The 9,929-nt window shown below is 68.1% G+C and carries 4 protein-coding genes; all 4 read left to right on the top strand.

Annotation, left to right across the window (positions count from 1 at the left end; translation table 11 throughout):
* Positions 1 to 531: 531 nt before the first annotated feature.
* Positions 532 to 1,116 (top strand): 50S ribosomal protein L10, encoded by a 585-nt coding sequence (gene rplJ, locus VFA06_RS08495; protein WP_324839885.1) that lies wholly within the window; start codon positions 532 to 534, stop codon positions 1,114 to 1,116.
* Positions 1,117 to 1,161: 45 nt separating this feature from the next.
* Positions 1,162 to 1,551 carry a 50S ribosomal protein L7/L12 gene (gene rplL, locus VFA06_RS08490; RefSeq protein WP_349260110.1) on the top strand — a complete coding sequence of 130 codons (390 nt, stop codon included), beginning with the start codon at positions 1,162 to 1,164 and terminating at the stop codon, positions 1,549 to 1,551.
* Positions 1,552 to 2,358: 807 nt separating this feature from the next.
* Positions 2,359 to 5,829 (top strand): DNA-directed RNA polymerase subunit beta, encoded by a 3,471-nt coding sequence (gene rpoB, locus VFA06_RS08485; RefSeq protein ID WP_349260116.1) that lies wholly within the window; start codon positions 2,359 to 2,361, stop codon positions 5,827 to 5,829.
* A 133-nt stretch (positions 5,830 to 5,962) separates the two neighbouring features.
* Positions 5,963 to 9,835: a DNA-directed RNA polymerase subunit beta' gene (locus tag VFA06_RS08480; RefSeq protein ID WP_324839883.1), complete on the top strand. Its 3,873-nt coding sequence runs from the start codon at positions 5,963 to 5,965 to the stop codon at positions 9,833 to 9,835.
* Positions 9,836 to 9,929: the final 94 nt, after the last annotated feature.

Raw genomic sequence — 9,929 nt, 5'->3', positions numbered from 1 at the left:
GTGGACATGCACATGTCGGACTGGGGCAAGCCGGTGTCGATCACCGCGCCGCCCGCCGACCAGGTCACCGATATCAGCTCCATGATGGGCAGCGGCAGCACGAGCTGAGAGGGCTGACAGCGGGGACTCGCACGGTGCGCGCCGGCCGCCGGGCCGGGACCGAACCATCCGCTTCGTACGAAGCCGATTTGGTCCCGGACCGGCGGTCGCGTACATTGGGAGCAATCCGATGACCGCTGGTCGCGCCAGCCTGCCCGGTTCACGCCGGACGGACTGACCGCCGAAGGTCCTGCCGATGACCCGCTCTGCGGCGTCATCGAGCAGGCGGCCCGCGCAGGTGTGTGGAGTGGTTCCTCGCGTCCGACCGTGCCCGCTGGGCAGGCTGTGACGCGGTTCGCCCCGTGCGCTTGCGCCGGGGCTTTTCCGTTTCCCGGCAAGCCTTTCGCTGCTACGCGGCGATTCGCCCGACCGGCGCGACGGGCCTTCGCGGGGCCGGCGGTCGAGTAAACCGACCGTCCCGGAAGGAGGGCCATGGCGAAGGCTGAGCGTCAGGCCGCCGTCGAGGAGATCACGGAGCAGTTCCGTGGCTCCAACGCGGCGCTGCTGACCGAGTACCGCGGGCTCACCGTGAAGCAGCTCAAGGAGCTGCGTCGCTCCCTGGGCGCGGACACCCAGTACGCCGTCGTGAAGAACACCCTGACCAAGCGGGCCGCCGACGCGGCGGGCATCGCCGGTCTTGACGAGCTGCTCGCCGGCCCCTCCGCGATCGCCTTCATCAAGGGCGACCCGGTGGAGGCGGCCAAGGGGCTGCGTGACTTCGCGAAGGCGAACCCGCTGCTGGTGATCAAGGGCGGGGTGATGGACGGCAAGCCGCTGTCCGCCGCCGAGGTCACCAAGCTCGCCGATCTCGAGTCGCGCGAGGTTCTGCTGGCCAAGGCGGCCGGCGCGATGAAGGCGACGCTGGCTAACGCCGCGGCGCTGTTCCAGGCGCCGCTCTCGCAGTTCGCCCGCACCGCGGACGCGCTGCGCGCCAAGGTCGAGCAGGGTGGCTCCGCTGTGTCCGACGCGCCCGCTGAGCCGTCCGACGCGGCGCCGTCCGACGCGCCCGCCGAGTAGTCCCGCCCCACCCCCCGAAGCCGTATCACCGAAAGGAACGCCGTCATGGCGAAGCTGAGCAACGAAGAGCTCCTTGAGTCCTTCAAGGAGATGACGCTGATCGAGCTGTCCGAGTTCGTGAAGCTGTTCGAGGACACCTTCGACGTCAAGGCCGCCGCTCCGGTCGCGGTCGCCGCCACCGGTGGCGCCGGCGTCGCCGACTCGGCCCCCGCCGAGGAGGAGAAGGACGAGTTCGACGTCATCCTCGAGTCCGCGGGCGACAAGAAGATCCAGGTCATCAAGGTCGTGCGCGAGCTGACCTCGCTGGGCCTCAAGGAGGCCAAGGACCTGGTCGACGGCGCGCCCAAGCCGCTGCTCGAGAAGGTCAACAAGGAGGCCGCGGACAAGGCTGCCGCCGCCCTCAAGGAAGTCGGCGCCGGCGTCACGGTCAAGTAACGCTGTCAACGGTTTGGCTGGTCCGGCGAGCACGTTTCGCCGATCGTTAAACACCCCTGTGGGGGCGCGATCCATTTCGGATCGCGCCCCCACGGTTCTTTTTGTGCGCCCCCTCTCGCGTGCCGCACTTCATTTCCATACACTGATGGCTCTGTGCACCCGAAAGAGCCAAAATGTTCACTCACGCGAGTGAGTGTGCGCCGGGTCCGTCGTTCGGTCGATCATGCAGGTCGGCCCCTGACCGGCCGGTAGACACTCCTGGCGTCCGGTAACTCTTGACGAAAAGCCCTGGGCGCGCGATTCTTCGGACGTCTGGTTGCACCGCGACCGGCCCCCCAAGGCAGCGCAAAGCCGGGGTCGGCCGCGGGTCGAGTCGGACCGGGCGAGGACTTGCGTTCGAGTTCTTGTCGGCGGCGAGGAGTAACTTGCTCCCTGTGCGCGGCGGCCTTCCGAGGGCCCCGTTCGACGCACGCAAGTGGAGCGCCCGAGGCGGCTTAAGTCGCGCGGGAACGGGCACAGGGGCGTTGAGGACCGCCCCACTGCGGCCCGGTAGCCGCTGACCTGGGACTTTGAGAAGTCCCCGAGCCGGGCTCGACAGCAGTTGGCCTTTCGGCTACACTGCTCGTTTGCGCTGCCTTCTGTCCTCCCCGCACGCTCCGGAATCGGCCGGTTACTCCTCCACCGACCAAGCCGACCGACCTTCGAAGCGTCATTCCTGCGGGGCAGTGAACGACCCCCCGGCGGCGCGCAGTGAGTCCGAGCCCTCGGAAGGACCCCGTCACCTTGGCCACCGTCGCCTCGCACGCCGTGAACGGTAATAACCAGAACGCTTCAAGCACCGCCCCCCGCAGGGTCTCCTTCGCCAAGATCCGCGAGCCTCTAGAGGTTCCAAACCTCCTCGCACTGCAGACGGAGAGTTTCGACTGGCTGGTCGGTAACCAGGCCTGGAAGGACCGGGTCGCCTCGGCCCAGTCCCAGGGTCTCGACGTGCCCACCGCCTCGGGCCTTGAGGAGATCTTCGAGGAGATCTCGCCCATCGAGGACTTCTCCGGTTCGATGTCGCTGACCTTCCGCGACCACCGCTTCGAGCCGGCCAAGTACTCCATCGACGAGTGCAAGGAGCGCGACTTCACGTACGCCGCTCCGCTGTTCGTCACCGCGGAATTCACCAACAACGAGACCGGCGAGATCAAGTCCCAGACGGTCTTCATGGGCGACTTCCCGCTCATGACCAACAAGGGCACCTTCATCATCAACGGCACCGAGCGCGTCGTCGTCTCGCAGCTGGTCCGCTCGCCCGGCGTGTACTTCGAGCGCGCCGTCGACAAGACCAGCGACAAGGACGTCTTCAACGCGAAGGTGATCCCGTCCCGGGGCGCCTGGCTCGAGCTGGAGATCGACAAGCGCGACACCGTGGGCGTGCGCATCGACCGCAAGCGCAAGCAGAACGTCACCGTCCTGCTCAAGGCGCTCGGCTGGGACGACGCGAAGATCCTGGAGGAGTTCGGCGAGTACGAGTCGATGCGGCTGACCCTGGAGAAGGACCACACCGCCACCCAGGACGACGCGCTGCTCGACATCTACCGCAAGCTGCGCCCGGGCGAGCCGCCGACGCGTGAGGCCGCGCAGAACCTGCTGGAGAACCTGTACTTCAACTCCAAGCGCTACGACCTGGCCAAGGTCGGCCGCTACAAGATCAACAAGAAGCTCGGCGTGGACCAGGGCCTCGACCAGGGCGTGCTGACCGTGGACGACATCGTCGCCACGATCCGCTACATGGTGAAGCTGCACGCGGGCGAGACCGAGATGGCCCCGGCCCGCGAGGGCGCGCCGACCATCGTGGTCGAGGTGGACGACATCGACCACTTCGGCAACCGCCGCCTGCGCACCGTCGGCGAGCTGATCCAGAACCAGGTCCGCACCGGCCTCGCGCGCATGGAGCGCGTGGTGCGCGAGCGGATGACCACCCAGGACGTCGAGGCGATCACGCCGCAGACCCTGATCAACATCCGGCCGGTCGTCGCCTCCATCAAGGAGTTCTTCGGCACCAGCCAGCTGTCCCAGTTCATGGACCAGACCAACCCGCTCTCCGGCCTGACGCACAAGCGGCGTCTGTCCGCGCTGGGCCCCGGTGGTCTGTCCCGCGAGCGGGCCGGCTTCGAAGTGCGTGACGTGCACCCCTCGCACTACGGCCGCATGTGCCCCATCGAGACCCCGGAAGGCCCGAACATCGGCCTGATCGGCTCGCTCGCCTCCTACGGCCGGATCAACGCCTTCGGCTTCGTGGAGACCCCGTACCGCAAGGTCGTCGACGGCCGGGTCACCGACCAGGTCGACTACCTGACCGCGGACGAGGAGGACCGGTTCATCATCGCCCAGGCGAACTCGACGCTGACCGCGGACAACACCTTCGCGGACGACCGCGTCCTGGTGCGCCGCCGCGGCGGCGAGGTGGACTACCTGGCCGGTAGCGAGATCGACTACATGGACGTCTCGCCGCGGCAGATGGTCTCCGTGGCCACCGCGATGATCCCGTTCCTCGAGCACGACGACGCCAACCGGGCCCTGATGGGCGCGAACATGATGCGCCAGGCGGTCCCGCTGCTGCGCAGCGAGGCCCCGCTGGTCGGCACCGGCATGGAGTACCGCGCCGCGGTGGACGCCGCCGACGTGGTCGCCGCGCAGAAGCCGGGCGTCGTCACCGAGGTGACCGCCGACTACGTGACCACCGCCAACGACGACGGCACCCAGACCACCTACCGGGTGGCCAAGTTCCAGCGCTCGAACCAGGGCACCTCCTTCAACCAGAAGGTGATCGTGGACGAGGGCGCCCGGGTCGAGGCCGGCCAGGTGCTGGCCGACGGCCCGTGCACCCAGCAGGGCGAGATGGCGCTGGGCAAGAACCTCCTGGTGGCTTTCATGCCGTGGGAGGGCCACAACTACGAGGACGCGATCATCCTCTCCCAGCGCCTGGTGCAGGACGACGTCCTGTCCTCGATCCACATCGAGGAGCACGAGGTCGACGCCCGTGACACCAAGCTGGGCCCGGAGGAGATCACCCGGGACATCCCGAACGTCTCCGAGGAGGTGCTCGCAGACCTCGACGACCGCGGCATCATCCGGATCGGCGCGGACGTGGTGCCCGGCGACATCCTGGTCGGCAAGGTCACGCCCAAGGGCGAGACCGAGCTGACCCCGGAGGAGCGGCTGCTGCGCGCGATCTTCGGCGAGAAGGCCCGCGAGGTGCGTGACACCTCCCTCAAGGTGCCGCACGGCGAAGAGGGCAAGGTCATCGGCGTTCGCATCTTCGACCGCGACGAGGGCGACGAACTGCCCCCGGGCGTCAACCAGCTGGTCCGGGTGTACGTGGCGCAGAAGCGCAAGATCACCCACGGTGACAAGCTGGCCGGCCGGCACGGCAACAAGGGTGTCATCGCCAAGATCCTGCCGCAGGAGGACATGCCGTTCCTCGAGGACGGCACCCCGGTGGACATCATCCTCAACCCGCTGGGTGTCCCGTCCCGAATGAACCCCGGCCAGGTCATGGAGACCCACCTCGGGTGGGTGGCCAAGACCGGCTGGAAGGTCGAGGGCGACGACGAGCCGTGGAAGGCGCAGCTGCGCGCGATCGGCGCGGACGAGGCCGAGCCGGGCACCAACGTGGCCACCCCGGTCTTCGACGGCGCCCGCGAGGACGAGATCACCGGCCTGCTCGGCAGCACCCTGCCGAACCGGGACGGCGTCCAGATGGTCGGCAGCTCGGGCAAGGCGCGGCTGTTCGACGGCCGCTCCGGCGAGCCGTTCCCGTACCCGATCTCGGTCGGCTACATGTACATCCTCAAGCTGCACCACCTGGTGGACGACAAGCTGCACGCCCGCTCCACCGGCCCCTACTCGATGATCACGCAGCAGCCCCTGGGCGGTAAGGCCCAGTTCGGCGGTCAGCGGTTCGGCGAGATGGAGGTGTGGGCGCTTGAGGCCTACGGAGCCGCCTACGCGCTGCAGGAACTGCTGACCATCAAGTCGGACGACGTGCTCGGCCGCGTGAAGGTCTACGAGGCCATCGTCAAGGGCGAGAACATCCCCGAGCCGGGCATCCCCGAGTCCTTCAAGGTTCTGATCAAGGAAATGCAGTCGCTGTGCCTCAACGTCGAGGTGCTGTCCTCGGACGGCAACTCGATCGAGATGCGCGACACGGACGAGGACGTCTTCCGTGCCGCGGAAGAGCTGGGTATCGACCTGTCCCGGCGGGAGCCGAGCAGCGTCGAAGAAGTCTGAGTTTCGGCCGGCCCGGCCGCCTGCCCGCGAGGACGGGCGGCCCGCCGGCCCGAGGCTCCCGAATCATGGATTCACTTGTTCCCGCCGCGGGACTTCCTCCTCGAAGCGGGACGAACCATAAGGATTGACATACGTGCTTGACGTCAACTTCTTCGACGAGCTCCGCATTGGACTTGCCACTGCGGAGGACATCCGCCAGTGGTCCTTCGGCGAGGTGAAGAAGCCGGAGACCATCAACTACCGCACCCTGAAGCCCGAGAAGGACGGCCTCTTCTGCGAGAAGATCTTCGGTCCCACCCGGGACTGGGAGTGCTACTGCGGTAAGTACAAGCGGGTCCGGTTCAAGGGCATCATCTGCGAGCGCTGCGGCGTCGAGGTCACTCGCGCCAAGGTGCGCCGCGAGCGGATGGGCCACATCGAGCTGGCCGCCCCGGTCACGCACATCTGGTACTTCAAGGGCGTCCCCTCCCGCCTCGGCTACCTGCTCGACCTGGCGCCGAAGGACCTGGAGAAGGTCATCTACTTCGCCGCCTACATGATCACCTGGGTCGACGACGAGCGGCGCACCCGCGACCTGCCGTCCCTGGAGGCCAAGGTCTCGGTGGAGCGCCAGCAGCTCGAGCAGCGGCGCGACGCCGAGCTCGAGTCCCGGCAGAAGAAGCTGGAAGAGGACCTGGCCGCCCTCGAGGCCGAGGGCGCCAAGGCCGACCAGCGGCGCAAGGTGCGCGAGTCGGGCGAGCGGGAGATGAAGCAGATCCGCGACCGGGCGCAGCGCGAGCTCGACCGGCTCGAGGAGGTCTGGACCCGGTTCAAGAACCTCAAGGTCCAGGACCTTGAGGGCGACGAGATCCTGTACCGCGAGATGCGCGACCGCTTCGGCCTGTACTTCTCCGGAGGCATGGGCGCCGCGGCGCTGCAGAAGCGGCTTGAGACCTTCGACCTGGAGGCCGAGGCCGAGTCGCTGCGGGAGGTCATCCGCACCGGCAAGGGCCAGAAGAAGACCCGTGCGCTGAAGCGCCTCAAGGTCGTCTCGGCGTTCCTGCAGACCAACAACTCGCCCAACGGCATGGTGCTGGACTGCGTCCCGGTCATCCCGCCGGACCTGCGCCCGATGGTGCAGCTCGACGGTGGCCGGTTCGCCACCTCGGACCTGAACGACCTGTACCGCCGCGTGATCAACCGGAACAACCGGCTCAAGCGTCTGCTCGACCTCGGCGCGCCCGAGATCATCGTGAACAACGAGAAGCGGATGCTGCAGGAGGCCGTGGACGCGCTGTTCGACAACGGCCGCCGCGGACGTCCGGTCACCGGCCCCGGTAACCGGCCGCTCAAGTCGCTGTCCGACATGCTCAAGGGCAAGCAGGGCCGGTTCCGCCAGAACCTGCTCGGCAAGCGCGTCGACTACTCGGCCCGTTCGGTCATCGTGGTCGGCCCGCAGCTCAAGCTGCACCAGTGCGGCCTGCCCAAGGCGATGGCGCTCGAGCTGTTCAAGCCGTTCGTGATGAAGCGCCTGGTGGACCTGAACCACGCGCAGAACATCAAGTCGGCCAAGCGCATGGTCGAGCGGGCCCGCTCGGTCGTGTGGGACGTGCTGGAAGAGGTCATCACCGAGCACCCGGTGCTGCTCAACCGCGCGCCCACGCTGCACCGCCTGGGCATCCAGGCCTTCGAGCCGCAGCTGGTCGAGGGCAAGGCGATCCAGATCCACCCGCTGGTGTGCACCGCGTTCAACGCGGACTTCGACGGCGACCAGATGGCCGTGCACCTGCCGCTGTCCGCGGAGGCGCAGGCCGAGGCCCGCATCCTGATGCTGTCCTCGAACAACATCCTGTCGCCGGCCAACGGCCGCCCGATCACCGCGCCGACCCAGGACATGGTGCTGGGCCTGTTCTTCCTCACCATGGACCGCGAGGGCGTGGCCGGAGAGGGCCGGTCCTTCGGTTCCGTGGGCGAGGCGGTCATGGCCTTCGACGCCAAGGAGCTGGACCTGCAGGCGCCGATCGACCTGCGCCTGATCGAGGCCGTCCCGCCGCGCGGCTGGGTGGCCCCGGACGACTGGGAGTCGGGTCAGCCGTTCCGGCTGAAGACCACGCTGGGCCGGGCCCTGTTCAACGAGGCCCTGCCGCTGGACTACCCGTACGTCAACGAGCCGGTCTCCAAGAAGCAGCTGTCCGCCATCGTCAACGACCTGGCGGAGCGCTACCCGAAGGTCCAGGTCGCGATGACCCTGGACAACCTGAAGGCGGCGGGCTTCTACTGGGCGACCCGCTCGGGCGTCACGATCGCCATCGAGGACATCGTGGTGCCGCCGAGCAAGAGCCAGATCCTCGAGGGCTACGAGTCCAAGGCGGACAAGGTCCAGAAGCAGTACGAGCGCGGTCTGATCACCAAGGACGAGCGCCAGCAGGAGCTGATCTCCATCTGGACCGAGGCGACCAACGAGGTGGCCAAGGCGATGGAGGCCAACTTCCCGCGGGAGAACCCGATCTTCATGATGGTGGACTCGGGCGCCCGAGGAAACTTCATGCAGATGCGGCAGATCGCCGGTATGCGTGGCCTGGTGTCGAACGCCAAGAACGAGACCATCGCGCGTCCGATCAAGGCGTCCTTCCGTGAGGGCCTGACCGTGCTGGAGTACTTCATCTCCACGCACGGTGCCCGAAAGGGTCTGGCGGACACCGCCCTGCGTACCGCGGACTCGGGTTACCTGACCCGGCGTCTGGTGGACGTCTCGCAGGACGTCATCATCCGCGAAGAGGACTGCGGCACCGAGCGCGGCATCACCATGGCGATCGCGACCGTGGGCGCCGACGGCACGCTGCGCCGCGCTGAGGACGTCGAGTCCTCGGTGTACTCGCGCAACCTCGCCGAGGACGTGGTGCTCGAGGGCAAGACGCTGATCCAGGCGGGCGCCGACCTCGGCGACGTGGCGATCGGCGAGCTGATCAAGCACGGCGTCTCGGAGGTCAAGGTCCGCAGCGTCCTGACCTGCGAGTCGAAGGTCGGCACCTGCGCGATGTGCTACGGCCGCAGCCTGGCCACGGGCAAGCTGGTGGACGTCGGCGAGGCGGTCGGCATCATCGCCGCGCAGTCCATCGGCGAGCCCGGCACCCAGCTGACGATGCGTACCTTCCACACCGGTGGTGTGGCCGGCGACGACATCACCCAGGGTCTGCCGCGTGTCATCGAGCTGTTCGAGGCGCGCACCCCGCGCGGTGTCGCCCCGATCGCCGAGGCGGCGGGCGTGGTCAAGATCGAGGACACCGAGCGCACCCGCAAGATCGTGATCGTGCCGAGCGACGGTAGCGAGGAAGTCGCCTACCCGGTCTCCAAGCGGTCCCGGCTGCTGGTGAGCGAGGGCGAGGTCGTGACCGTGGGCCAGAAGCTGGTCCAGGGCGCGGCGAACCCGCACGACGTGCTGCGCGTCCTCGGCCAGCGGGCGGTGCAGGTGCACCTGGTCCAGGAGGTCCAGAGCGTCTACCGGTCGCAGGGTGTGTCGATCCACGACAAGCACATCGAGATCATCGTCCGGCAGATGCTGCGCCGGGTGACGATCATCGAGACCGGCGACTCGGAGCTGCTGGCCGGCGACCTGGTCGAGCGCGGCAAGTTCGAGGAGGAGAACCGCAGGGTCATCTCCGAGAGCGGCCAGCCGGCCTCGGGCCGTCCGCAGCTGATGGGCATCACGAAGGCGTCGCTGGCGACCGACTCGTGGCTGTCCGCGGCCTCCTTCCAGGAGACCACCCGGGTGCTGACCGACGCCGCGATCCACGGCAAGTCGGACTCGCTGGTCGGCCTGAAGGAGAACGTGATCATCGGCAAGCTGATCCCGGCCGGCACCGGCATGCACCGCTACCGCAACATCAAGGTGGAGCCGACCGAGGAGGCCAAGGCCCAGATGTACTCGCTGGCGGGCTACGACGACCTGGACTACGCGCCGTTCGGCGTGGGTTCCGGCCAGGCCGTCCCGCTGGAGGAGTACGACTTCGGCGGCTACGCCGGCTGACGCCTGCAGCGCGCTGACACGCGCCCCCGGCCACGGATCGCTCCGTGGCCGGGGGCGCGGCGTTTCAGGGGGCAGTTCACGCCCCGACGGGATC

The organism is Actinocrinis sp., assembly GCF_035653575.1.
Lineage (GTDB): Bacteria > Actinomycetota > Actinomycetes > Streptomycetales > Catenulisporaceae > Actinocrinis.
Note: the sequence above shows the minus strand (reverse complement) of the source record. Positions and strands in the feature narration are given on the sequence as shown.

Bases quoted from the DNA above. Each gene is read 5' to 3' on its own strand.
- rplL (WP_349260110.1), top strand. From the start codon at position 1,162: ATGGCGAAGCTGAGCAACGAAGAGCTCCTTGAGTCCTTCAAGGAGATG.
- rplJ (WP_324839885.1), top strand. From the start codon at position 532: ATGGCGAAGGCTGAGCGTCAGGCCGCCGTCGAGGAGATCACGGAGCAG.